The following is a 1,192-nucleotide window of genomic DNA, read 5'->3' as shown; positions in this document are numbered from 1 at the left end:
TAAGCTGTTACGCAGTTAGATTGTATAATATTAGATTAATTACTTAATCTAGTATCAGCCATCCATGCCAGCAAAAAATCATCTTTCTGAAGACCAGAAGGAACGGCTACTAAAAACGCTAAAAGAGCATGAAAATCCCTACATAAGAGAAAAGATTCTGATTTTATTGTTGATGAATGATGGAAAAACTTATCAAGAAATTAGTAAATTTTTAAATATTGCATATCCAACAGTAGCGTATTGGGCAGTGCATGGAGATCCAGATAATCTAGAAAGCTTTTTAGATGGAAGAAGGAAAGGAAACTTCCGTAAAGTTACTAAAGAATATGAATATATTTTATTAGAAGTAATTGAAAAGGAACCGACAGAGTATGGATATGAATTTGGTCGATGGACAGCAGCAAGGCTAGCAACTTATATGGAAGAGCAAACAGGAATAAACTTAAGTGGCTCTCAAGTTAGGAGAATATTAGAGCGAAAAAAGTACGTTTACCTTTGGGCAAAATACAGCCTAGAGGACAAACAGAATCCGGAAACACGTAAGGTATTTAAAGAAAAATTATCAGAATACTTAAGAATAACAAATATTGCTCCAGAGCGTTTACAGGTATGGTTTTGGGATGAGAGTGGATTTAGTTTAAGAGTGATAAGAAGAAAAAATTGGGGTAAAAAAGGTACAAGAAAACAAATCACAGGACAAAGAAGAAGAGGAAGAGTAAATATTATGGGAGGGTTACGTTATCACGACAAGAAGAGAATGAATTTTGTGATTAAAAAAGGAAATGCAGATGTATTTTATGAGCAGCTTAAATCTTTGAATAATTTTCTCGTACAGGAATGGGTAGAGCAGGGCAATGTAATTGAAGATTTCAATAATTCTTCGGCGAAAATAGTGATTATCTTAGATAATGCCAGCTTCCATAAAAGAAAAGATATTTTAGCTCATATCAAGGCAGAAATGCCAAATATTATCCTGGAATTTCTACCAGCTTATAGTCCAGATTATAATTTAATTGAATTGGTTTGGCATTCCGCAAAAGAATATATAGCTCATAGATTGTTTGAGTCAGTATCACAGCTAGAAGAGTTATTAAATAAATTGTTAAATGAAGGAGGTCTTATTATTAAATGGGAGCGTAAGATTAAAAATAAAGGTAATGCTGTTTATTAAATTTAGCTGCGCATCAGCTTA

General features: G+C 32.9%; 1 protein-coding gene. It reads left to right on the top strand.

Going from position 1 to position 1,192, the window contains the following annotated elements; translation table 11 throughout:
• The first annotated feature begins 64 nt into the window (after positions 1–64).
• Complete coding sequence (locus ACM0OX_RS35640; RefSeq protein ID WP_414519928.1) at positions 65–1,171, top strand: IS630 family transposase; 1,107 nt, start codon at positions 65–67, stop codon at positions 1,169–1,171.
• Positions 1,172–1,192: the final 21 nt, after the last annotated feature.

Origin of the sequence: Nostoc sp. PCC 9305, from assembly GCF_963920915.1 — a bacterium.
In the GTDB taxonomy this organism is placed as follows: Bacteria; Cyanobacteriota; Cyanobacteriia; order Cyanobacteriales; family Nostocaceae; genus Nostoc.
The sequence above is the reverse complement of the archived record's forward strand: the minus strand, read 5'-3'. Positions and strand labels throughout refer to the sequence as shown.

Coding starts and splice junctions, on each gene's coding strand:
- ACM0OX_RS35640 (WP_414519928.1), top strand. CDS start 65: ATGCCAGCAAAAAATCATCTTTCTGAAGACCAGAAGGAACGGCTACTA.